The following is a 23,991-nucleotide window of genomic DNA, read 5'->3' on the forward strand; positions in this document are numbered from 1 at the left end:
GCACAGTTTAGAGGAGTCAGAGACATTACATTTTTCCTCTACAGACTATCCAAAATTTATGCATAAATCTTACTAGTCCCCTAAAATTATACTTGACCCAATGTAAGACTACGAAATAGAAACTTTTTCATGTAAAAAAATCAACTCTTAAATATAGTGAATAGTTGAGGTTGTGTGTCTATGAAAAGAGGGTAAGGGTATTGTTAAAGTGAAAAACCCTTGAAAATCAAAAGATTAACAAGGGTCTTTGTACTCGAGATGGGAACACAACCTCTTGTATTTGTATCAATTCACAAGACCCAAAGAATATGTCTACGCCCTTTAATAGACAATGTTTAAAGCATTTATAGGGTATTTTAGTAATCTAAACTTATCTAAAAGAATGTAAAACAATTGTAAAACGGTTGGCAAACGGTTGGCAAAGAATATAAAATTGATTAAATTTGAGTGTTCAAATATTCTACATAATGGCAACGATAAAGTTTAAACCAATTGGTAAGGCAGAAAATGCCCCTATATATTTAAGACTTTCAATAAAACGGGGTTTAACGCCTAGAGCGAAAACAGGGCTTTCAATTAATCCTAAAAATTGGAGTAGCATAAACGGATTACCAAAACAAACCGTAGCCGAAAACAAGAAACTATCTACCGACTTACAGAAACTTAAAATTTACATTTTAGATAAGAGTAATGAAGCCAGTAGCAACGGCATAGAAATAGGTATAGAATGGCTAAAACACAATATAGACGTTTTCTTTAGTCGTAAGAATGAAGAAAGTAAAAGCGAACTATTGACCGATGCAATACAATACATTATTGATAATGCCGACACTAGACGAAATTCAAAAAAAGATATTGGTATATCTAAAAGTCGAATAGTATCGTACAAATCATTAAAGGTGTCAATTGTAGAGTTTCAAAAAACTAAACAATACAAAGTAAAAGATGTTGATATAAAATTCGGAACTGATTTTTTAAAGTTCTTGCTGCACAAAAAGAAATACCAAAAGAGCACCGCCTTAAAAAAAGTTGAGGACTTGAAAACAGTTTGCAAAGATGCCGACCTAAACGGAATCGAAACAAGTAAAAGTTATCGGGGTATGGCTAGTAGTAAAGTGAGTAATGAAAACATAATCTTTTTAAGTCCTTTAGAACTGGGGCAAATTAAAAAGGCTAAACTTATAAATGAATCACATAAAAACGCTCGTAAATGGTTGTTATTGGGTTGTAATATAGGGCAAAGAGGGGGCGACTTACTGAAATTGAATGAGTCAAACTTTGTTACTCGTGGTAATTTAGAAGTAATAGAACTAAAGCAGCAAAAAACAGGTAAAAATGTTACGATTCCTGTACTAGATACCACCAAAGAGATTTTAAAAGGCGGTCTACCCTATAAAATATCAATTCAAAAATTCAATAAGTATATTAAGAAAGTTTGCGAGATAGCCGAAATAAACGAAATGATAAAGGGCGGTAAGATTACGGTTACCAAAAAGGGGGAGGGTAACAAGCACAAAAGAAAAATTGAGGGGGTTTATCCTAAATGGGAGTTAATGGCATCGCACGTATGCCGTCGTTCGTTTGCTTCAAATCTTTACGGAATATTACCAACGCCTTTAATTATGAGTATAACCTCGCATACTTCTGAAAAGATGCTATCTAATTACATTGGTAAAGACAGTTTGGACTATGCGCAACAAATTGCAGATTTCTACAAATTGCAAGAACTTAAAAACAAAAAAGAACCTCAACTTAAAGTATTAACCAATAAAGCAATATAGATGTTCACAATTTTAAAGAATAATCCAGTACAAAGACCAATAAGTTATAATGAATTAGAATCACTAGCCTTTGAAACATCTACAAAAGATAGTATAGCCAAACAGCATCTTTGTTTACTTTTAAAGTTAAAGGAGTACATTCCGAATGACACTTACAGAATAGACACGCTAAATCGTAGTGAATGCTTATATCTTACTGAAAATGGAAAGGTAATCTATAGTGAGGTGGCTTTAATGTAGAAAAAATTTATTTGAAATTATTATATATTTAATAAGGCAACGATTAAAATACTGTTCAAATGTTAGAAAAAGAAAATAAAGATTTTAGGTATTTAAAATATATCTGGGATGCTGGCGATATTCAAGGTTTTGTATCTAATTATGATTTTTTATTAAAAGAATTCATTAAAGATTATCCAAAAGCAAGCGAGCATAATTTCCTTAACTACCAGTTGCAAAAGTTTAAAAACCTTAAGGCACTACGCGAAAACAGCCTAATTGGAAATGATGAAATAATCAAAAATGCTAATCACCTAGTTAAATCCGAAAAGGATAAGAACACATTGTCGAATTATGAAGCCAAACTCGATGAAGCAAATAAAATGCATCAGAATTATTTATTTGATGCTGAAAATGGAATTGAGTGGATTGAACAAAAGATAAAGGGTGAAGGATTACCAGAGGTTGAGAAAGACAACAATAAGATTAGTCTACCTCATCAAATAGCACTTTTAAATGAAATAGGTTTTTTTGAATTGGACTATTTTAAAAATGCAACCCAAACCAAACGAAATAAAATTATATCTAAATTACTAAACGCTGACCTTAGAGGGGTTAGGGGGAATATTAAAACATTAGATCCAAATACTACAGAAAACATATTTAGATTCACATCCTACAAGCACATAGATGAGGTTAAAAACTATTTAAATAAACTATAATAAACAATTTAGGGGAATTTTTAGGAGTACCCTCCATCTCTAAACAGATTGATATTTGAACATTGTTTAACTCAAATAATGTTTAAAGATGGAACAACTACAATTTATCGGAATAAGTCCCGAACAACAATTAACGGCAATTTCTAACGACTTCAAAAAACAGTTAGACGAACTCAAAAAGAGTTTTGAACCAAAGACACCAGAGGAGTATCTAAGCCGAAAGGAAACCGCAGACCTTTTAAAAATCAACCTATCTAGTTTGTGGAACTGGACAAAAAAAGGACGTTTGAAATCCTACGGTATTTCTGGAAAAGTGTACTACAAACGTTCGGAAATAGAACAAGCCTTTACAGCACTTTAGTACAATGGCAACGATACCGATGCCGTCAATTATAGTTTTTGAGAAAGACAAGGGGGCAAACTTCAAAGAGGTAAGACACTACAATCTAATTACAGGTGATGAGGTGCTAAGTGAAAAGTTAAACATTAGTATCAATAGAGGGTTTTCTAAGGCTCATTATGTTTATTGTCTAAAGATTAGAGAGGGTAAAAAGTGGAGTAAGCAAATTACTGGTTTATATCCAACTGCGGATTTAGATGTATTCTACGGAGATACACAGGATAAAAAAAATATGGTTTGGTTTAAGTTTCAAGATGATAAACTGAAAGTTTTGTTTTTCCCCAACTTCTATACAAGACGTATAACCGACTTTTTGAATTTTTTAAAGGATAACTACTAAAAACAAAAGAGGGGTGCGCATAACACCCCTCAATTTTTGTTCAAATGTTATCGGCAACGATAACGTACGCAAATATAATGATTGATTATCTACAAACCTATATCAAGGATAAAGACGAAGTACAAAAACTTTGGGCAAATCCTTTGCTTTGCTTTAAAAATGATATACAAAAACGAAGTGATTTAACTGGTGAAATCTACCAAAAGCAAACAAAGGAATTTGAAGGTATAACTTTCCGAAAAGAACCACACGCACCTAATGCAGACAAAGAGGGCAAAGAACGCATAGTTTTAGGTTTTAAGCCCCATTACTGGTACAATAACAATTTACACAACGCCAACGATTTTAATATTGTCAATTGCATAAATACAATTACTCGATTCATTGAACTCTTTGAAATTAAAGACTTTGAAAAGTACCCTATCAATAATCTTGAATACGGGCTTAACTTCATTTTAGAGGGGTACGGCAAAGAGTTGATAAGTTTTAACTCATACCATTCAAGAAACCAATTCATTCAAGATGCAGACCAACGATACAGCAAAAAAGCAATAAAATTTAATCCTTCAACGGGGTTACCTGATAAATATTTGATGATTAAGTTTTACTCTAAAGGCTTTGAGTTTCCCGATTATTGCAATAGAAATACACAAAGATTTGAGGTAAAAACAAAGAAATCAAAAAAAATAAAAGCACTAGGTATTTACACTATTGGCGACCTAATAACGCCTGGTATTTATCAAAACCTAAAAGATGATATTTTAAAGGCTTCGCACAATGTTTTGATAATTGACCCAAAACCAAATATTGAAAACCTCAACAATAGAGAACAGAACCAACTCGATAAGTATTCAAATAGTGGTTTTTGGTATGAAACAATTAACCAAAAACGTAGTCATGCTTTTAACGAAAAAAAGAAATTATACTTTAAATATCTTGATAAAACTGGGTACAATATCAATAGAGAATTTACCAAAGTAATAGCCGAAAAACTGAACTTGTTATTTATCGAGAACGGTAACTATTCACCACCCCCAAAGAAAAATGAGAACGGTAACTATTCACCATTAGATAAAGGGGGAATAGTTACCGTTCTCGATAATAGAGTATGCCCCATTACTGGTATGGATATTTCAATGCAAAAAGAAGGGGCGAGCCTACTATCAAATACAGGGTTAAAACATCTACATAAAACCAATAAAATCAAGTTTGATGAACTCAAAGAAAAATTACTCACAGGACAATCAAATAGGTATGAAAAAACTATTTTTGATATGATGAGTAAACAAATAAGAAACCGATACTATAATAATATACCTATTACACAACAAACGGTACTGTTTGATAATACTTATTAAATTAAAGGGTAACTATTAAAAACAAAAGAGGGGGTGAGTGTAACACTTACAATTTATAACCATATTTATATATAATGGTTACGAATTGTAACGGTCGTAAAACGGTCATAAATTGGCAAAAGGGGGAGGTAAAACCTAATGCCAAAGAACATACCCAGAATATCAAATCAACTTATTTGGCACAAGCAAATTTTAGTCTTTTATTTAATTTGAAACGACGATAAAACGACGATAAAAATAAAAGGGGTAAGGTTTTTCTAAAGTCATTACGCACGTATGTGATAAAATAAGTCCTATAGAAAAAGTAAAATTGTATGTTTTTGCAAATGGTTGGCAAATGGTTGGCAGAACAATAAATAAAAAACCTCAACTATCTAATAATTAAGATGTTGAGGTTTTTCTATGTACTCGAGATGGGACTTGAACCCATACGGACTAATGTCCATTGGATTTTAAGTCCAACGTGTCTACCAATTCCACCACTCGAGCCTGTACTGCTATAAATAACAGCCAATTGGTAATATTATAATGAGCGAAAAAAGGGATTCGAACCCTCGACCTCCACCTTGGCAAGGTGATGCTCTACCCCTGAGCTACTTTCGCATTGTGTTAAAGAACGAGTATCTGTTTCCAGATGCGGGTGCAAATTTAAGATAATTATATAAATTGCAAAGTAATTTTTAAGAAAAAAATAGATTTTTTTTTAAGAGGAGGCTTTCTTCTTTTTTACAAGCAGTCGCTTTATTTCATTTAACTTCATTAAGGCTTCTACCGGTGTTAACGTATCTATGTCTAAATGAGTGATTTCCTCTTTTATTTGTTCCAGTAATGGATCATCTAAATTAAAGAAACTCAACTGCATTTCATCTTGAGCCGATTGTAATTTATCTGTAAGTTCTTCACTAGAATGCGATTTTTCTAGTTTTTTTAGAATTTTATTTGCTTTTAAAATGACTTGTTGTGGCATTCCTGCCATCTTTGCTACGTGTATTCCAAAACTATGTTCGCTTCCTCCGGGGGTAAGTTTACGCAAAAATAGAACGTTGTCCTTTAGTTCTTTTACAGAAACATTATAATTTTTGATACGTTCGAACGTATTACACATTTCATTTAATTCGTGATAATGCGTGGCAAATAAAGTTTTTGCTTTTGCTGGGTGCTCGTGTAAATATTCAGAAATAGCCCATGCAATAGAAATACCATCATAGGTACTCGTACCTCGACCTATTTCATCTAGCAATACCAAACTACGTTCAGAAAGGTTATTTAAGATAGAGGCGGTTTCATTCATTTCTACCATAAAAGTAGATTCGCCCATAGATATGTTGTCACTTGCGCCAACTCGGGTAAATATTTTATCTACTAAGCCAATTGTAGCAGATTCTGCGGGTACAAAGCTTCCCATTTGTGCTAATAAGACAATTAAGGCTGTTTGCCTTAAGATGGCAGACTTACCACTCATGTTTGGCCCGGTAATCATTATTATTTGCTGCTGGGTTCTGTCTAAATGAACACTATTGGCAATATAGGCCTCTCCAAGAGGTAATTGTTTTTCAATAACTGGGTGTCTTCCATTGATTATAGATAAATCTGTGGTGTCATTTATAATAGGTAAAACATATTGGTTCTCTTTTGCTAGCTGAGTAAAACCGCAAAGACAATCTAACTGTGCTATTAATTGTGCATTGTTTTGTACAGGAGCAATGTATTCTTGCATCCAAACGATGAGTTGCGAAAAGAGTTGTTGTTCTAAGGTGTGAATGCGTTCTTCTGCACCTAATATTTTTCCTTCATATTCTTTTAGTTCTTCCGTAATATAGCGTTCCGCATTAACAAGGGTTTGTTTGCGTATCCATTCTTCTGGAACTTTGTCTTTATGTGTATTACGAACTTCTATATAATAACCAAACACGTTGTTCGATGCTATTTTTAAAGAACTAATTCCGGTTCGTTCCGTTTCTCTTGCGAGCATATTATCTAAATACTCCTTGCCAGAAAAAGCAAGTCCTCTAAGTTCATCTAACTCTTCCGAGTACCCTTTTGCAATAGCATTCCCTTTTAAGATGTTTACAGGAGCTTCTTCGCTTAGCATTTCTTTTATTTTGCTACGTAGTAAATCGCATTCATGTAATTGATCTCCGATAAGATTTAAGGCTTCGTTTTTGGAGTTTTTTGCAAGTTGCTTTAACGGCACAATAGCTTCCAGAGAATTCTTTAGTTGAATAATTTCTCTAGGGTTTACTTTGCCAGTAGAAACTTTAGATATTAAACGTTCTAAATCGCCCATCTGCTTAATCCAATGTTGCAATTTATCTAAGTCTTCTTCTTGTTTAGATAAATGAGTAATAACGGCATGCCTTTTTCGTATGCGTTCTATGTTTTTAAGCGGAAGTGCTAGCCAGCGCTTTATCATTCTTCCTCCCATAGGAGAAATAGTTCTGTCTATTACATCTAATAGGGTAACTGCATTTACGTTATGAGAATGGTAAAGTTCTAAGTTCTTAATGGTAAACCTATCCATCCAAATGTATTCGTCTTGCGCAATACGTTGTAGCTTATTAATATGCTGTAATTGGTTGTGTTGCGTTTCGGATAAATAATGTAAAACTACTCCAGAAGCAATAATCCCATTGGCAAGGTGGTCAATCCCAAAACCTTTCAGCGTATTTGTTTTAAAATGGTTGGTTAGGGTTTCTTTGGTGTAATCTTCTTGAAAGACCCAATCTTCCATGAAAAAAGTATGAAATTGTGTTCCAAAGACATCTAAAAATTCTTTTTTATGTGCTTTAGATACGAGTATTTCGTTAGGTGCAAAATTTTGTAAAAGCTTATCAATCTGTTCTTCATTTCCTTCGGATGTTAAAAACTCTCCAGTAGAAATGTCTACAAAAGCAACACCTAGTTTTTTCCTACCAAAATGAACCGCACATAAAAAGTTGTTGGTTTTGGCATTTAATATATCATCATTTAAAGCTACTCCAGGCGTTACCAGTTCTGTAACTCCTCTTTTGACAATCGTTTTTGTTTGTTTTGGGTCTTCTAATTGGTCGCAAATAGCAACTCTTTGCCCAGCCTTAACAAGTTTTGGTAAATAGGTATTTACGGAATGATGCGGAAACCCTGCAAGTTCCATTTTTTCGCCACCATTGTTTCTGTGTGTTAGTGTAATACCTAATATTTTAGATGCTTTAATAGCGTCTTCTCCAAAGGTTTCGTAAAAATCGCCAACTCTAAAAAGCAGCAAAGCATCTGGGTACTTTGTCTTAATAGTGTTGTACTGTTGCATTAAAGGGGTAACCTTTTTTGTTTTTTCTTTAGCTGCCAATTGGTGTTTTTTAAAGTATTTTTGTAACCAAACGAAAATAGTATTTTCCTCGAAGAATTTTAAGTATTGTTGATATTTGAGGATAACTTAAAAAAAGAATTTAAAAAGTACTTTGTATTAATATAGATAGATGCGAAAATTAAAAAATGAAGAATTAGATCGTTTGGATCTGGAAGGGTTTAAAAAGGCTAATAAAACACCGATTGTAATAGTTTTAGATAGTATTAGAAGTCTTAATAATATTGGTTCTGTTTTTAGAACTTCCGATGCTTTTTTAATTGAAAAAATATACCTCTGTGGTATTACAGCAACGCCACCTAATAGAGATATTAATAAAACAGCTCTAGGAGCAACGGAGAGTGTTGCTTGGGAGTACAAAGAGCATACGCTGGATATTGTAAAAGAGTTACTTGCAGATGGGTACGTAACATTTGCTGTTGAGCAAGCAGAGAAATCGCTTATGTTACAAAATTTTAAAGCAAAAGCTAACGAAAAATATGTTTTGGTTTTTGGGAACGAAGTAAAAGGCGTTTCGCAAGAAGTGGTAGACGTTTGTTCTGGAGTAATAGAAATTCCGCAATTTGGAACCAAACATTCACTGAATATAGCCGTAAGTGCAGGTGTTGTAATATGGGATTTTAGCTCTAAAATACAAGCAATAAAAAACCCAACGTAAAGTTGGGTCCAAGGGTAAAGTTTGAGTTAGTTAGTTGCATAAATGCTCATGCAATTACGGAAATTGATTTGTAGTGTGCAAGAGAATCACTAAAATTATGTTAATTTAATTGCTCAATAGCAAGGTCTTGTATCTTTTTAATAATTACATCGTAGTCTGTTTTGTTAGATACAAAATCTAATTCGCTCACATCAATTACCAAACTATTTTTTTTAGGATATCCTTTTAGAAAATCAAAATAACCTCGATTTATTTTTTCTAAATAATCCGTCTGTATGTTTTGTTCGTAGTCTCTCCCGCGTTTTTTTATGTTTTCTAAAAGACGTTCTGTTGTTTGGTATAAGTACACATATATTTGAGGTTTTTTCACCTCTTTGTACATGAAATTGAATATTTTTCGATACAGATCGTATTCCTCTTTTTGTAGCGTTACTTTGGCGAAAATGAGCGACTTAAAAATATCATAATCACTAATCATAAAACCTTTAAAGAGGTCGAATTGCGAGGTGTCATCTGAAAATTGTTGGTATCTATCTGCTAGAAAAGACATTTCTAAAGGAAATGCGTATCTAGATTGGTCTTTGTAAAAATTTGGTAAAAAAGGATTTTCTGCAAATCGCTCTAAAACTAATTTAGCATTAAAATCTTCGGATATTTTGGTTGCTAAAGAAGTTTTTCCAGCACCAATATTTCCTTCAATAGAAATAAACTGTGATGTAGAAAATAAATCTCTTCGATTGCAAAAAAGAGAATAACTAGTTTTTATTAAGCTGCTTTTGTCTTGGCATTCCTGGATAAGGTTTCTGGTGTCTTTTTGTAATATTGGATGGTAGAATTGTGGGGCAATATCCGCCAAAGGACGTAAAACAAAAAGGCGATCCTGTAATTTCGGATGCGGAATGGTTAATGTGCTATTTTTAATTTCAAGAGAATCATAATACACAATATCTAAATCAATAGTTCTAGACTGGTATCCATTTTTTTGAGACCTCTCTCTACCTAATTCTTTTTCAATTTTTAATAATTGTTCTAACAAACCACTAGGAGAAAGAGTGGTTTGTACAAGAATACAAGCATTAAGGAAGTTTTCTCCGATAAACCCCCAAGCAGGGCATTCGTAAACATTGGAACAACTAGTTACTGTGCCAATATTTTTTTGAACTAAAAATATAGATTGCTGTATGGTATGGAGTCTCTTTCCTAAGTTACTTCCAATAGAAATGTAAACGTTTGTTGTTTTATTCATAATCTTCAGGCAAAATAAACAAAACAATTTCAATTGGTTATCTTTGAGAGCTAATATTAACAGCTTATTTAATGAATTTTTTAAGAAATCTTTTGGCGGCAATTCTTGGATGTATTATTGCTATTGGGGTAATTTTTGTAATGTTTTTTGTTTTTGCAGCATTGCTGGGGAGTGGAGAGGATACCGTTGAAGTAAAGAAAAATTCCATTTTAGAAATTCAATTACAACAACCAATAAGTGATTATGTTGGGAGTAATGAAGGAAGTCCATTTGGTGCTTTGTTCCAAAAGACACAGGGTTTGGATGATATTTTACATGCTATAAGAATAGCAAAGAAGGATGATAGGATTAAAGGAATAAGTATAAATAATAATTTTTTAATGTCGGGTTGGGCGCAGACGCAGTCTATGAGAAAGGCTTTAGAAGATTTTAAATCGGACGGAAAATTTATTTATTCTTATGGAGATTTCTATATGCAGAAAGATTATTACTTGGCAAGTGTGTCCGATTCTGTTTTTCTTAACCCAGTAGGAATATTAGAATTTAAAGGACTTTCAACAGAGGTTTTATTTTATAAAGAATTACAAGAGAAAACAGGTGTTAAAATGGAGGTTATTCGTCATGGAAAATACAAAAGTGCCGTGGAACCTTATTTGAATAATGAAATGAGTGAGGCTAATAGAACCCAGATTAAAGAGCTAATAGGCTCTGTTTGGAATTCTGTTGTCGAAGATATTGCAGTAAGTAGAGGTATATCTGTAGGTAATATTAATGTTATTGCAGATACATTGGGAGGTAGAACACCTAAGTACGCAAGGACGTCTGGATTAATTGATGCTATAGTATATTTTGATGAATATGAGAATAAATTAAAAAAGGCTACAGGTTTAGAGCTAGATGAAGAAATTAACCTTTTATCTCTAGAGGATTACAGTAAAAATGCTAGTTCTAAAAGATGGTATAAAGGAAAAGATAAAGTTGCTATCATTTATGCACAAGGAGAAATAATGTACGGTGAAGGTAGTAATGAGATTATAGGACAGGGCCTTATTAATGAAGCTATTATTAAAGCTCGAGATGATGAAAAGGTAAAAGCGATTGTACTTCGTGTAAACTCGCCAGGAGGTAGTGCTCTAACATCTGATATTATTTGGAGAGAAGTAGAATTAGCAAAAGCAGTGAAGCCTGTCGTGGTTTCTATGGGTAATGTTGCAGCCTCTGGAGGTTATTATATAGCCGCTGGCGCAGATAAAATATTTGCAGAACCTACAACTATAACTGGGTCTATTGGCGTTTTCGGTACCGTGCCAAATGTAAATGAATTAGCAGCCGATATTGGTATAAATGCAGAGCAAGTAGGTACAAATAAAAATTCTGTTGGCTATTCTGTTTTTGAGCCTATGACCGACAGTTTTAGAGAAGAAGTGCAAGAAGGGATAGAAACCACCTATACTACTTTCTTAGAGAGAGTTTCGGAAGGTAGAGGAATTTCTATGGGGCAAGCGGATAGTATTGCTCAAGGTAGAGTGTGGAGTGGTGTAGATGCTAAACGTATTGGTTTAGTAGACGAGCTAGGTACTTTAGATGATGCTATTGCAGAAGCAGCAAACTTGGCCGATTTAGAAGAATTCGGAATTAAAAAGTTTCCTAAATATAAAACTGGAATAGAAAAATTAATGGAGGGCTTTGGCGGTGCAAGTCTTTTTAGTAAAGAGGATATAATTGCTAAAGAAATTGGTTCAGAAGCATATATTATACTACAAGAGATAAAAAGTGCAATGGAACAAAAAGGGGTGCAAACAAGAATGCCTTATACTTTAAATATTAAATAGTAGATGACTGCTCTAGATAAAAAAGTAGCTTTTAAAATATATTTATATCTGGGAGCTTTGTTTATCACCTCATTGGTAGTGTCTAATTTAATTTTTCAGAAATTTTTTTATTGGCAACCTTTTGGAAATGTCACTATTTTTGGTGCACCTTTATTTGAGATTTCCGTTGGTATTTTGCCTTACCCAATTACCTTTTTAATAACCGATTTAATATCGGAGATTTATGGAAAAAAGAAAGCCAACCAAATAGTAGTAGCAGGGATATTTGCTTCTTTCTTTTCTATGGGTATAGTTTTGTTAGCTAATTATGTTCCTGCTATAAAAGCATCACCAATAGATGATGCTACTTTTAATAGTGTTTTTGCTCTTTCACCACTAGCTGTGTTAGCATCTATGATAGCTTATTTGTTGGCGCAATTTGTAGACATACAGATATATCATTTTTGGAAAAAAATAACCCAAGGAAGGCATTTATGGTTGCGAAACAATTTTTCTACATTCCTATCGCAATTTATAGACACCTTTACTGTCGTAAGTCTTTTGTGTGTTTTTAAGGTGCTTCCATGGAATTTATTTTATGGGCTAGTTGTAAGTGGTTTCATTTTTAAGATAATAATAGCATTTATCGACACCCCTTTTCTGTATTTCTTCGTATATCTTTTTAGAAAGCGATTTAAACTAGTAATTAACCAGGAAATCGACTTGGAGGCATAATAATTATGCCTTTTTATAGTTGTAGTTGCATATTCTCATTGATATATGAAAAAGAAAATATTTAAAATTTTAGGGATTGTTTTTTTGTTGGTAGTTGTAGCTCTTATTACGGCTCCTTTTTTGTTAAAAGGCAAAATAGCAGAAGTGATTAAAAACAAAGTCAATCATAGTGTCGATGCAACCTTTGATTTTGAAGATGCTAATCTAAGTTTATTCTCTAATTTTCCGAATGCTAAAGTAAGCTTGGAAAATATTTCCTTAATCAATAAAGCGCCTTTTGCTGGGGATACACTTTTTTCTTCTGGTGAATTAGAGCTAGAGATGTCTATTAAAGAGCTTTTTAAAGAGGCTAATGAGCCTATAAGCATAAAAAGCCTTACCGTAGACAATGCACTTTTAAATATTTTGGTGAATGAAAAGGAAGAAGCTAATTACGATATAGCTAAAGAAGGAGGAGAGGAAGAAAATACCTCTTCGGAAGAAAGCGCAGGTTTTACTTTCTCTATGGATTCTTATGCTATTACCAATACAAGAATTAATTATATAGATAAAGCTTCGGGAATGGAGCTGGGAATTAAAGAAATGAATCATTCTGGTTCTGGAGATTTGTCCTTGGCTACTTCCGAGTTAGATACGCATACCAATGCTTTGGTATCCTTTGTGATGGATTCTACGAACTACCTTTCTAATAATAAGATAAAATTAGATGCGGTTATAGGGGTCGATTTAGAAAAAAGTAAGTATACCTTTTTAAAGAATAAAGCGGTAATAAATCAATTGCCTTTAGTGTTTGATGGTTTTATTCAGATGAATGAAAACAACCAAGAGTTAGATATTACCTTTAAAACACCATCCTCAGATTTTAAAAACTTTTTGGCCCTTATTCCAGAAGTGTATTCTAAAAATATTGCCGATGTAACAACTACAGGCGACTTTAAAGTAGAAGGCGCTTTTAATGGTGTGGTAGATGATACACATATTCCTAAATTTAATATTACTATCGCCTCTAATAATGCATCTTTTAGGTATCCAGATTTACCAAAAACGGTAAAAGATATAAATATAGATGTAGCAATAAACAATGCTACGGGAATCGTAGAGGATACCTATGTGGATATTAAAAAAGCATCTTTTAAGATAGATGAGGATGCATTCTCTATTGTATCGCAGATTAAAAATTTAATGGGCAATACAAAGGTGCAAGCTCATTTAAAAGGAGTAATGAACTTGGGTAACTTATCTAAGGCATACCCTGTTCCTGCGGATTTAGATTTACAAGGTATTTTAAATGCAGATGTTAGTACCGCTTTTGATATGGCTTCTGTGGAGCAAAAAACGTATGAGAATACAAAGACAGTAGGAACGTTACAGCTTAAAGATTTTGTTTACAAAACAAATGAAGTGCCTAGTCCAATAGAATTAAAATCTACTTCGGTAACATTTAATCCCAAAACGGTTACTCTCAATAGGTTTGAAGGAAAAACGGGTCAGACAGATTTTAAAGCCAATGGAACCATAGATAACTTATTGGGTTTTATGTTTAATGATGAAAAAGTAGAGGGTAATTTTAATTTGAACTCTAATACTTTTGCGTTGAGCGATTTTATGCCTGCTGAACCTGAGGGAACTAATCCAGAAAATAAAACAACTGAATCTACAGAAGTTGAAGAGAGAATAAAAATTCCTTCTTTTTTAGATTGTACCATAAATGCGAATGCAAATACGGTGCTTTATGATAATCTAGAATTAAGAGATGTAAAAGGAAATCTTAAAATTAATGATGAAAAAGCAACGTTGTCTAGTATGACTTCTTCTATGTTAGGAGGAAAAGTTGGATTTAGCGGTGAGGTCTCTACCAAAGAGGATACATCTACTTTTGATATGCTCTTAGCGTTAGATAAATTAGAAATATCAGAAACATTTAAGTCTTTAGAACTTTTTAAAGTGTTGGCGCCAATAGCAAGCGCATTAGAAGGAAAGATAGATTCTAATATAAAAATATCAGGAAATTTAACAGATGATTTTACACCGGATTTAGCTTCTATTTCAGGTGATGTATTAGCAGAGTTATTAGCTAATGATATTAATCCAAAGAAGGCTAAAGTAATGTCTTCCTTATCTAATTCTTTAAATTTTATCAAACTAGATAAAATAGATTTAAAAGGATTAAAAACCGCTTTATCGTTTGAAGATGGAAAAGTGAAAGTAAAACCTTTCTCTATAAAGTATGAGGATATAAAAGTAAACATTGCAGGTAGCCATACGTTTGATAGCAACCTTAATTATACAGCAACACTAGATGTTCCTGCTAAATACTTGGGAAGTGAAGTAACAAGTTTAATTGCTAAGATTGATGACGCTAGTTTAGAAGAGTTGACTATTCCTGTTACTGCTAACATCGGAGGTATGTATAATAGTCCAAAAGTGTCTACGGACATGACTACTGGAGTTAAAAGTTTAACTGCCAAATTGATTGACATTCAAAAGCAGAAGTTAATTAACGCAGGAAAAGATAAAGCTAAGGATTTACTTTCTGATATTTTAGGAGGAAACAAGGCAGAAAACGATAGTGCGCAATCCGGAAATAAAACCACAGAAAGCGTAAAAAATGTTTTAGGTGGAATTTTAGGGAATAGCACTAAGGAAGACACATTAGAAACAAAAACCGATTCTGCAGCAACAGCTCCCAGAAAAGAGGAAGATGTTATTAAAGAGAAGGCTAAGAATATCTTAGGCGGCCTTTTAGGTGGTAAAAAGAAAAAGGATTCTACTAATTAATGGATAGCCCCACATAAAGGCCTTCATTGCTTCGGATGTTAAAAACAGTATTGTCTTCAAAGATTAAATACTGTCCTTTTATTCCTTTTAATTTTCCGGTATAACTTGGCGTTTTACTGAGGTTTAGACTTTTTACTTTCTCAGGAAATTTAAGAACAGGGAATTCTAAATGGGTTTCCGCATTGTTGTTTATAAGGTATTGTTGAACTTCAGAAGGAATGTATTGCTTTAATTTGGTTCGCCATTCTACTAGATCCTCATCATCAATAGTATTGGTAAGCATTTTACGCCAATTAGTTTTATCGCCTACATGGTCTTTTAAGGCAACTTCAGCTATACCTGCTAAGTAGCGATTAGGGACTTCTGCTATTTCAATAGCTTCATGTGCACCTTGGTCTATCCATCTTGTAGGAACTTGTGATTTTCTAGTTACTCCAACTTTTACATTGCTAGAGTTTGCTAAATAAACGATATGCGGTTGTAGTTGCACTTTTTTTTCAAATTCTAAATCACGGTCTTCTATACCTAAATGAGCCGTGCTTAATTCTGGTCGCATAATCCAATCTCCTGCAGATGGTGTTTCAAAAAAACAAGATTTACAAAAACCTTGTCTATAGATGGGTTTGTCTTTTTTACAGTTTAAGCATTGGTATTTAATAAAATCAATGGTAAGATTTTTATCTAGTACTTGATTAATGTTTAAAAAATCAGAATCAAAAATTAAGTAATATTGAATCGGAGACCCTATTTCTGTTTGCATTTTTTTTAAAACACCTTGGTACTGCATAATATATAATCTTATTGATAAATCTATTTGAAAATGATAACTTTTAAAGCTATTTTTAGAGTGAATTTGTATATTAAAAATGGATATAAATTAAAACAGTATAAAGATACCTAAAAATGCCAATACCACTATTTAATTCTATCGCTTCTTGGCTCTTAAAAAAGAGGTTTCATCAAATAGAGCTTTTTGTAAAGTACCCAGCAGAAGTACAGACCGAGGTTTTAAATCAATTATTAGAGTTTGCCGAAGATACAGAAATAGGAAAAAAGTATAATTTTGAATCCATACACAAATATCAAACTTTTAGGGAAAGAGTGCCTATAGTTTCTTATGAAGATGTAGAGCCTATAATAGAACGAACAAGAAAAGGAGAGCAAAATTTATTTTGGCCAACATCTATAAAATGGTTTGCTAAAAGTAGTGGTACTACAAATGCTAAAAGCAAATTTATTCCAGTTAGTTCAGAAGCTTTGGAAGATTGTCATTACAAATCAGGAAAAGATTTGTTGTGTCTGTATTTAAACAATAATGAAAATTCGCAATTATTCACGGGTAAAAGTTTGCGGTTAGGGGGTAGTAAAGAGTTATATGAAGATAATGGTTCTTTTTTTGGAGATTTATCTGCTATTTTAATAGATAATATGCCTTTATGGGCTGAGTTTAGTAGCACGCCTAGTAGTAAAGTTTCTTTAATGAGCGAATGGGAATCTAAGTTGAGAGCAATAATAAATGAAACCACGCAAGAGAATGTAACTAGTTTGGCCGGAGTACCTTCCTGGATGTTGGTTCTTTTAAATAATGTATTAGAAGAAACAGGAAAAGAACACCTTTTTCAGGTTTGGGAAAATCTAGAGGTTTATTTTCATGGGGGAGTTAGTTTTAGTCCTTATATGGATCAGTATCAAAATTTGTTTCCTAGAAAGAGTTTTAAGTATTATGAAATTTATAACGCTTCAGAAGGTTTCTTTGCTATTCAGGATTCTAACTATGAGAAGGACCTTTTGTTGATGTTAGATTATGGTATTTTTTATGAGTTTATTCCTATGGAAACTTATGGGACTATAGAGCAACATGCAATTCCTTTATGGGAAGTTAGGCTAAATAAGAATTATGCTATTGTTATAACAACCAACTCTGGTTTATGGAGGTATAAGATTGGTGACACGGTTCGTTTTACTTCTGTAAGTCCTTATAGGATTAAGGTAACAGGTAGGACAAAACATCATATTAATGTATTTGGCGAAGAATTGATTATAGAAAATGCAGAAGAGGCGTTAAAAAGTGTTTGTGCTAAGACTGGGGCAGAAATTAAAGATTATACTGCAGCGCCAGTTTTTATGTCAGGAAAAGAGAAAGGAGCCCATGAGTGGATAATTGAATTTAGAAAGGCTCCAGAACAATTAGATTACTTTACAGAATTTTTGGATAATGCTTTAAAATCTTTGAATTCTGACTACGAGGCAAAGAGGTATAATAATAGTACACTTAAAATGCCAATAGTTAATATTGCTAGGGAAAATTTGTTTAACGATTGGTTAAAATCTAAGGATAAGTTAGGTGGACAGCATAAGATACCTAGATTGTCGAATAAGAGATTGTATATCGATGAATTGCTTCAGATGAACAATTAAATACCTATATCTGTCGTTTAATGTAGATATTAGAGTTCTAGACACTATAGAACTATTAATTTTAAATAACAAAAAATGGCAGAAAGACTAGTTATTATATCAGATATGTGGGGGGCAAAAAAGGGGCTTTGGATAACATCCTACCTTGGTTATCTTCAACAATATTTTGATATTGTTTTTTATGATAGTCAGCAATTAGCTAATCTAGATTTAAAAGTAAATTCAGGAGAAAATATTCATAAGGCCTTTGTTGATGGGGGAATAGATACTGCTGTTGCACATTTAGTAAAGAAGGAAAAGGTTGCCAGTCATTATTTAGCGTTTAGTACAGGAGGTACTATTGCTTGGAAAGCTGCAAATTTAGGTTTGCCTATCAAATCTTTATATGCTATTTCGGCAACTAGAATCCGAATGGAAGATAAAAGGCCAGAAGTGCCTGCAAGGTTAATTTTCGGAAAGAATGATGCGTATAGACCTTCTTTGGATTGGGGAGAGAAATTAGGTGTAGAAATAGAGAATATTGATAATTTTGGACACACTATGTATACCGATGAAAAAATTATTAGAAAAGTCTGTCAAGACTTATTGGATCAGGTAACAAAGCTACCAAACAAAAGTAAAAAAGTGGTTTAGTACTAGAAAAGTATAGATACAAAAAAAGCGAAGAATTAATTCTTCGCTTTTTTTGTATCTATACTATAGGTTCTTATTTAAGAAACGGCTTTTAGTTTTTTAATAGTGTCGAACGATATCTTTTTCTCAGCATAAGGTTTTGTAACCTTAAACTCTTTTTTATCACTACTAGGTAATTCAAACATCGCATCCGTAAATATAGCTTCACATAGGGAGCGTAAACCTCTTGCGCCTAATTTGTATTCTATAGCTTTTTCGACAATATAGTCCAAAGCCTGATCCGTTATGGTGAAAGATATATTGTCCATCTCGAACAGCTTTTCATACTGTTTTATAATGGCGTTTTTAGGTTCCGTAAGAATAGCCCTTAGTGTTTTTTTATCTAAAGGGTTCATGTGTGTTAACACAGGAAGTCTTCCTATAATTTCGGGTATTAATCCAAATTCTTTTAAATCCTTTGGAATTATATATTGAAGAATATTAGCTTCATCTAGCTGTTCGTCAGCTTTAGAAGCGCTATATCCAACCGCTTGCATGTTTAGGCGCTTCGTTATTGCTCTTTCGATACCATCAAAGGCACCACCAGCGATAAATAAGATATTTTCAGTATTTACTTCAATGAATTTTTGGTCAGGATGCTTTCTGCCTCCTTTGGGTGGTACATTAACAACGGTTCCTTCTAGCAATTTAAGAAGGCCTTGTTGAACGCCTTCTCCAGAAACATCTCTAGTTATAGAAGGATTGTCGCCTTTACGAGCAATTTTATCTATTTCATCAATAAATACAATACCTCGTTCTGCTTTTTCTAAATTGTAGTCGGCAGCTTGTAAAAGACGAGTTAAAATACTTTCTACATCTTCTCCAACATAACCAGCTTCTGTTAATACAGTTGCATCAACTATAGCCAAGGGTACATTAAGCATTTTAGCAATGGTTTTTGCCATTAAGGTTTTTCCTGTACCTGTTTGGCCAACCATTATAATATTACTTTTTTGTATTTCTATATCATCTTCTTTAGAAGAAGGCTGTAGTAATCTTTTGTAATGATTGTATACAGCTACAGACATTACTTTTTTAGTGCGTTCTTGTCCAATTATAAAAGTGTCTAAAAATTCTTTTATATCTAAAGGTTTTTTTAATATAAGTTCGCTAGAAAGGTCATCGTTTTTTGTTTGCTTAGATTCTTCAGCAACAATACCATGAGCCTGTTCAATACATCTGTCACAGATATGCGCATCTAAACCAGCAATTAAAAGGTTGGTCTCTGGCTTTTTACGGCCACAAAATGAACATTCTAAATTTTCTTTTGCCATATTATTCGATATCTTTCTTTTTGTTTAACGAAAGATTTTATGTTTTGGTTCAATCCTATTAAATAGGAAGTGCGATTTTTCTTTAGTCGATATTATTATTTATCCCTAACTAAAATTTCATCAATCATTCCATATTTTTTAGCTTCATCTGCCTTCATCCAATAATCACGGTCACTATCATCGTGAACTTTGTCTATTGTTTGCCCAGAATGTTGTGCAATTATTTCGTATAATTCTTCCTTTAATTTAAGTATTTCTCTAGCTGTAATTTCTATGTCACTTGCTTGTCCTTGAGCTCCTCCCATTGGTTGGTGTATCATTACGCGGGAGTGTGTTAAACCACTACGTTTTCCTTTTTCACCTGCACATAAAAGAACAGCGCCCATAGAAGCAGCCATGCCTGTGCAAATAGTTGCTACGTCTGGCTTAATAAATTGCATTGTATCATAAATACCTAAACCAGCATAAACACTTCCTCCAGGAGAGTTGATATATATCTGAATATCTTTCGATGCATCAGCGCTTTCTAAGAATAATAATTGCGCTTGCACGATATTAGCAACTTGATCATTTATACCTGTTCCTAAAAATATGATACGATCCATCATTAGTCTCGAGAAAACATCCATCGCAATTGCGTTTAACTGTCTTTCCTCAATAATGTTTGGGGTCATATTTGTTGGGTACATGCTACTCATGATTTTGTCATAGTACATGCTGTTAATCCCTTGATGGTTTATAGCGTAATTCTTAAATTCTTTTCCGTAATCCATAATCGATATTTATTCAACTTTATAGGTAAAAAAAGGTGCCGAAAATAAATTTCCGGCACCGTAAAGATACTTATTTATTTTATGCAAAACTTACCCGTAAACTTCTTTAACGAAGTTTTCGTATGTCATTTCTTTAGTCTTCAAGTTTACTTTTTCTTTATAAAGAGAAAGTAATTTTTGACTCATTAGTTGTTCAGATAGTCTTTTAACTTCGTCTTGGTTGCTTAAAACTCTAGTTGCAATATTATCTAATTCTTCTTCCTGAGGATTTAGTTGTCCAAATTGTGCCATTTGACTTTTTATAAATCCTTTGGCAAATTCTTTTAACTCATCAAATTGAATTTGAATATCATTGTCTTTAATGATTTTTCCTTCAATCAGTTGGTAGCGTAATCCTTTTTCAGATTTTTGAAACTCTTCGTTAGCTTCCTCATCTGTTAACGGTTTTTCTCCAGTAGATTGTATCCACTTAGTTAAAAAGTTGGAAGGAAGTTCAAATTTTGTGTTATCAATGAAGTATTCTGTAATGTCATTAAGCAATTTTTGATCTGCTTGTTGTTCAAACTGCTTTTCGGAATCTTCTTTAATTTTTGCTTTTAATTCTTTTTCAGAAGTAACTTCGTCTTTTCCAAAAAGCTTGTCGAATAATTCCTGATCTAATGCAGCAGGTTCTCTTTCATTTATTTCTTCTATAGTGAAAGAAACTTCAATGTCTAAATCTTTAGCTTTATCAGCATCCAGACCTAAAGTGCTAGCTAATAAATGCTCTTCTTTTAAAAGGCCTTTAGTTTTTAAGACAACAACATCTCCTACTTTTTTTCCAACTAAAGCATCCGTCGCTTTTTTTGCTTTTATTTTATCTAATTCTAAAGTAGCTTTATTATTTATAGCCTCTTCTTCATTAGAAAAAGTACCGGTAACTTCATCTTTTTTACTAGCTTCTTCTTTGTTAACTAGTTTTCCGTATTGTTTTGCAATACGTTCTACTTGTTCGTTAACCATTTTGTCATCGGCAACAATTTTGTAGCTAGTAATTGCTTTTTTAGTTTTTAAAGCAACTTCAAAGTTAGGAGCTAATCCTAATTCAAATTCAAAATTAAAATCATCTTGATTCCAATCAAAACTTTCTTGTTGTTTTGGTAACGGGTTACCAAGAACATCTAACTTTTCTTCGGTAAGGTATTTGTTAAGGCTTTCTTGGATAAGTTTGTTTACTTCGTCAACTAAAACAGCCTTTCCATACTGCTTTTTTATGAGACCCATAGGAACTTGTCCTTTTCTAAATCCAGGGATATTGGCTTGTTTTCTATGGTCTTTTAAGATACTCTCTACTTTGTCTTGGTAGTCGTTCTTTGTAATGGCTACTTTTACAACAGCATTTAAATCGTCTATCTGCTCTTTTGTGATATTCATTCTTGAATCTATTTTTGCATAAATAAAATGGGACGCAAAAGTACTACATTTTATATAGTTCAACAACTTTTTAAATCTCTGAATCCCAAACCTTAAGTTGGGTTTTACTTGTCTTCTTTGAGGAAAGTGAATAGAATAGATTGTAAAATGGATAAAAGGAGGCTAAAAATTAACGCAGACCAGATACCACTTACGTAAAAGCCATCTATTAAATAATCGGCAAGAAGAATGATAAAGGCGTTAATAAATAAAAGGAAAAGGCCAAAAGTAAGTATGGTTACTGGGAGTGTAAAAATTATTAATATAGGTTTTACTATAAAATTTAGTAAACTAAGGACTAATGCAACTATTATGGCAGTTACATAATTGTCTATTCCTACGTTTGGTAAAATTTGAGCTAGTAATATAACTGCTAGGGCACTTAAAAGGAGTCTTAATATACGTTTCATAAAAGTAATTTTAAACAAAAAAGGGCACCAGTATTGGTGCCCTATAAAATTACGTATTTATTTTGTTAGTTAATATATAATCCTTTGTATTCTAATGGATTTACTCCAGGTAAATCAGAACCGTATTTTGTATTAATTGCATCTATAAATAAAAGAGATAAAAGAGCGTAACCCCTAGGTGATGGATGAACACCGTCTAAAGAAAATCCCCCGCCTGTTCCGTAAGTTGCAGTTACGGTACTACCATCTGATAATGGTTGTCCTTCTGTTGCGATTTTGGTTAAGTACGTATTGGCATCTACAAAAGCTAAATCAAATTGTGTCGCTAAATCAGATATAGTTTGATTGAATGCTGTTGTTGCAACGGCTATTTCGTCTTGTTCGTCTGGTGTTAATACCCATTTGTCAGCTAAAGGAATTGCTACTCCGTTAATAGAAGTAGGGTTGCTTGGGTCTGCTAAACTTCCAATAAATGAACGTGCGGTTAGTACTATTAAGTCATCGGCTGTAGCTTGTCTCATGTTTACTAATGCAGGGTTAAAGCTTGTTAAATCTGTTAAGCTTTCATCTATAAGAACAACTGCGTTAGTTGCGCCTGCAGCAAAAGAAATAGTTCTTGCGGCAAGTTCTTCACTTGTGATAGCTCCACCCAATTGTAATTGAGCTAAGCCGCCATTATATTGTGCGTAAGCTCCATTTAATAAGGTAGCTGTTGCTTCGTTTAGTGGTACTGGGTTGTGAGGAACGGTTGTAAAATAAGGTATTGTGGTTACGTCTGGTAAGTTAGCTACAACGCCTTTTGCTCCGCCAGCTGTTAATTCTTGAAGTAATGTGCTGTAGATTCCAGCAAATGCTGTTGGGTCTGTAATGTCATTACTTCCGTATGTGCTCCAAACAGGATTTCCTAATTGGTTTACCCCGTCTCCTCCAGAAGTTGCATACCCTAGTATATCATTGTTTCCTATCCATAAAGAAAAGAAAGTTGGGTTTTGAGATACGGCATCTCCTAAAACAGATGCTCCTGGGCTAGAGGCAAAACGAACAAAATACGGATTAGCTAAGCCTAAAAGTACACCGCCAACATTACCATATCCTGGAACTAATAAATGGTAGCTTTTTGCTCCAGGAACTCCCATGTTATTAAAAGAGCCGCTTAAAATAGTGCTTATTTCTGTTGTTCCTGTTCCATCAACAGGTTCTGGGCTTGGTTTATCACCATCTTCAAGAACTTTAGAAAAATCAAGAAAAAGTCTATTTCCTAATATTTCAGTTCCTCCAAGAGTGGCGCCTCCAAGGTTGTCAGCCATAAATGGAATGTTAAACTCTCCGCCACCAACTAATTTAAAATTTGAAGCCAGCATATTAGGGTAAGAAGCTACTTGCCCATCTATGAATAATGCAGAATCAGAATACCCTGCGGTTAGTGAATTTCCTACGGAAACATAGTTACTAAAATCAGCAGAGCCACTAGTGTAAGTAACTGGTGTTGGTTCTGCTGGGATAGTTCCTTCTGCATCATCGTCATTACTACAAGAAGCAAAAAAAAGACTAGTAAGCGCAAGTATTGCTAAATTCTTTTTCATTAGTATAAGGAGTTAGTT

Annotated in this window: 20 protein-coding genes and 2 tRNA genes; 12 read left to right on the forward strand and 10 right to left on the reverse strand. The window is 33.3% G+C overall.

The genetic code is table 11. The features are described from left to right. Window positions 1–467: 467 nt before the first annotated feature. The 6 genes from QZZ51_RS08460 (at window position 468) to QZZ51_RS08485 (ending at window position 4,820) form a co-directional block, all read left to right on the forward strand. Window positions 468–1,781: a phage integrase SAM-like domain-containing protein gene (locus QZZ51_RS08460; protein ID WP_291868594.1), complete on the forward strand. Its 1,314-nt coding sequence runs from the start codon at window positions 468–470 to the stop codon at window positions 1,779–1,781. Beyond that, on the forward strand, window positions 1,782–2,021 hold the full coding sequence (locus QZZ51_RS08465; protein WP_291868596.1) for a hypothetical protein: 240 nt from the start codon (window positions 1,782–1,784) through the stop codon (window positions 2,019–2,021). It abuts the gene before it with no gap. Window positions 2,022–2,080: 59 nt separating this feature from the next. Further along, window positions 2,081–2,722: a hypothetical protein gene (locus QZZ51_RS08470; protein ID WP_291868599.1), complete on the forward strand. Its 642-nt coding sequence runs from the start codon at window positions 2,081–2,083 to the stop codon at window positions 2,720–2,722. An 88-nt stretch (window positions 2,723–2,810) separates the two neighbouring features. Further along, window positions 2,811–3,083, forward strand: coding sequence for a helix-turn-helix domain-containing protein (locus QZZ51_RS08475; RefSeq protein ID WP_291868602.1), 273 nt, complete (start codon window positions 2,811–2,813; stop codon window positions 3,081–3,083). Between the two features lie 4 nt (window positions 3,084–3,087). Continuing rightward, window positions 3,088–3,462, forward strand: coding sequence for a hypothetical protein (locus QZZ51_RS08480; protein ID WP_291868605.1), 375 nt, complete (start codon window positions 3,088–3,090; stop codon window positions 3,460–3,462). A 77-nt stretch (window positions 3,463–3,539) separates the two neighbouring features. Then, entirely contained in the window at window positions 3,540–4,820 is a 1,281-nt protein-coding gene (locus QZZ51_RS08485) for a hypothetical protein (protein ID WP_291868607.1), read from the forward strand. A 405-nt stretch (window positions 4,821–5,225) separates the two neighbouring features. On the opposite strand, the gene QZZ51_RS08490 is transcribed toward QZZ51_RS08485, so the two are convergent. The 3 genes from QZZ51_RS08490 to mutS all read right to left on the reverse strand — a co-directional run bounded on the left by QZZ51_RS08490 (window position 5,226) and on the right by mutS (window position 8,106). Further along, window positions 5,226–5,309, reverse strand: a tRNA-Leu gene (locus QZZ51_RS08490). Window positions 5,310–5,351: 42 nt separating this feature from the next. Next, window positions 5,352–5,423 (reverse strand) — tRNA-Gly (locus QZZ51_RS08495). A 100-nt stretch (window positions 5,424–5,523) separates the two neighbouring features. Then, window positions 5,524–8,106, reverse strand: coding sequence for a DNA mismatch repair protein MutS (gene mutS / locus QZZ51_RS08500; RefSeq protein WP_291868658.1), 2,583 nt, complete (start codon window positions 8,104–8,106; stop codon window positions 5,524–5,526). 169 nt (window positions 8,107–8,275) lie between these two features. Here mutS and QZZ51_RS08505 point away from each other — a divergent pair, with 169 nt between their 5' ends. After that, a complete protein-coding gene (locus QZZ51_RS08505) occupies window positions 8,276–8,821 on the forward strand; it encodes an RNA methyltransferase (protein WP_291868608.1) in 546 nt (181 codons plus the stop codon). Between the two features lie 100 nt (window positions 8,822–8,921). Here the strand turns inward: QZZ51_RS08505 and folK are convergent, their stop codons facing one another. Next, complete coding sequence (gene folK, locus QZZ51_RS08510; RefSeq protein ID WP_291868610.1) at window positions 8,922–10,067, reverse strand: 2-amino-4-hydroxy-6-hydroxymethyldihydropteridine diphosphokinase; 1,146 nt, start codon at window positions 10,065–10,067, stop codon at window positions 8,922–8,924. A gap of 71 nt (window positions 10,068–10,138) precedes the next feature. Here folK and sppA point away from each other — a divergent pair, with 71 nt between their 5' ends. The 3 genes from sppA to QZZ51_RS08525 are packed head-to-tail and all read left to right on the forward strand — an operon-like array spanning window position 10,139 to window position 15,391. Beyond that, the gene (gene sppA / locus QZZ51_RS08515; RefSeq protein ID WP_291868612.1) at window positions 10,139–11,899 is read left to right on the forward strand and encodes a signal peptide peptidase SppA; all 1,761 of its coding nucleotides are present in this window, start codon (window positions 10,139–10,141) and stop codon (window positions 11,897–11,899) included. A gap of 3 nt (window positions 11,900–11,902) precedes the next feature. After that, a complete protein-coding gene (locus QZZ51_RS08520) occupies window positions 11,903–12,613 on the forward strand; it encodes a queuosine precursor transporter (RefSeq protein ID WP_291868614.1) in 711 nt (236 codons plus the stop codon). 45 nt (window positions 12,614–12,658) lie between these two features. Continuing rightward, complete coding sequence (locus tag QZZ51_RS08525; protein WP_291868616.1) at window positions 12,659–15,391, forward strand: AsmA-like C-terminal region-containing protein; 2,733 nt, start codon at window positions 12,659–12,661, stop codon at window positions 15,389–15,391. Here QZZ51_RS08525 and QZZ51_RS08530 read toward each other — a convergent pair. Beyond that, entirely contained in the window at window positions 15,384–16,178 is a 795-nt protein-coding gene (locus QZZ51_RS08530) for a DUF2797 domain-containing protein (protein WP_291868618.1), read from the reverse strand. The two genes, QZZ51_RS08525 and QZZ51_RS08530, sit on opposite strands and share 8 nt — an antisense overlap. Before the next feature lie 116 nt (window positions 16,179–16,294). Between QZZ51_RS08530 and QZZ51_RS08535 the strand changes: the two genes are divergently transcribed. Both QZZ51_RS08535 and QZZ51_RS08540 read left to right on the forward strand, forming a co-directional pair. Then, window positions 16,295–17,809 (forward strand): GH3 auxin-responsive promoter family protein, encoded by a 1,515-nt coding sequence (locus tag QZZ51_RS08535; protein ID WP_291868621.1) that lies wholly within the window; start codon window positions 16,295–16,297, stop codon window positions 17,807–17,809. 75 nt (window positions 17,810–17,884) lie between these two features. Next, the gene (locus QZZ51_RS08540) at window positions 17,885–18,442 is read left to right on the forward strand and encodes a hypothetical protein (RefSeq protein ID WP_291868624.1); all 558 of its coding nucleotides are present in this window, start codon (window positions 17,885–17,887) and stop codon (window positions 18,440–18,442) included. Window positions 18,443–18,519: 77 nt separating this feature from the next. Here QZZ51_RS08540 and clpX read toward each other — a convergent pair whose 3' ends face one another. The 5 genes from clpX to QZZ51_RS08565 form a co-directional block, all read right to left on the reverse strand. After that, window positions 18,520–19,755: an ATP-dependent Clp protease ATP-binding subunit ClpX gene (gene clpX / locus QZZ51_RS08545; RefSeq protein WP_291868626.1), complete on the reverse strand. Its 1,236-nt coding sequence runs from the start codon at window positions 19,753–19,755 to the stop codon at window positions 18,520–18,522. A gap of 95 nt (window positions 19,756–19,850) precedes the next feature. Next, window positions 19,851–20,528, reverse strand: a complete 678-nt coding sequence (gene clpP / locus QZZ51_RS08550; RefSeq protein ID WP_291868627.1) for an ATP-dependent Clp endopeptidase proteolytic subunit ClpP — start codon at window positions 20,526–20,528, stop codon at window positions 19,851–19,853. A gap of 90 nt (window positions 20,529–20,618) precedes the next feature. Beyond that, window positions 20,619–21,941, reverse strand: a complete 1,323-nt coding sequence (tig, locus tag QZZ51_RS08555) for a trigger factor (RefSeq protein WP_291868629.1) — start codon at window positions 21,939–21,941, stop codon at window positions 20,619–20,621. Window positions 21,942–22,045: 104 nt separating this feature from the next. After that, window positions 22,046–22,390 carry a phage holin family protein gene (locus QZZ51_RS08560; protein ID WP_291868632.1) on the reverse strand — a complete coding sequence of 115 codons (345 nt, stop codon included), beginning with the start codon at window positions 22,388–22,390 and terminating at the stop codon, window positions 22,046–22,048. Window positions 22,391–22,455: 65 nt separating this feature from the next. Beyond that, window positions 22,456–23,973: an SGNH/GDSL hydrolase family protein gene (locus QZZ51_RS08565; protein WP_291868635.1), complete on the reverse strand. Its 1,518-nt coding sequence runs from the start codon at window positions 23,971–23,973 to the stop codon at window positions 22,456–22,458. Between the last annotated feature and the right edge of the window lie 18 nt (window positions 23,974–23,991).

The sequence above is a fragment of the Maribacter sp. genome (genome assembly GCF_016744255.1).
Taxonomy (GTDB): Bacteria; Bacteroidota; Bacteroidia; order Flavobacteriales; family Flavobacteriaceae; genus Maribacter_B.